This is a genomic window from Gilvimarinus sp. 1_MG-2023 (genome assembly GCF_030548285.1).
Map to the genome: position 1 here is coordinate 1 of NZ_JAUOSC010001797.1, position 233 is coordinate 233.

Sequence of the window (233 nt, forward strand, 5' to 3'; positions counted from 1 at the left end):
GTAATCAGGCGCACTCGCGAAGTTAGCGGCGCAGATACTGGTTAAAATCGACATTGCTGGCAGCCAATACCGCCTGAATACGATTGTGTACACTGAGTTTACGCAAAATCGCCGAGACGTGCGCTTTGACGGTGGTTTCAGCAATCGACAGATTGTAGGCAATCTGCTTGTTGGATTCGCCACTGGCCATACGTTCCAATACCAGCAATTGGCGACGAGTCAGACTGTTAAGC

General features: G+C 50.2%; 1 protein-coding gene. It reads right to left on the reverse strand.

What is annotated here, in order from left to right:
* Positions 1 to 22: 22 nt before the first annotated feature.
* A partial coding sequence (locus Q4563_RS22890; RefSeq protein WP_303606186.1) for a response regulator transcription factor occupies positions 23 to 233 on the reverse strand: 211 nt, incomplete at its 5' end.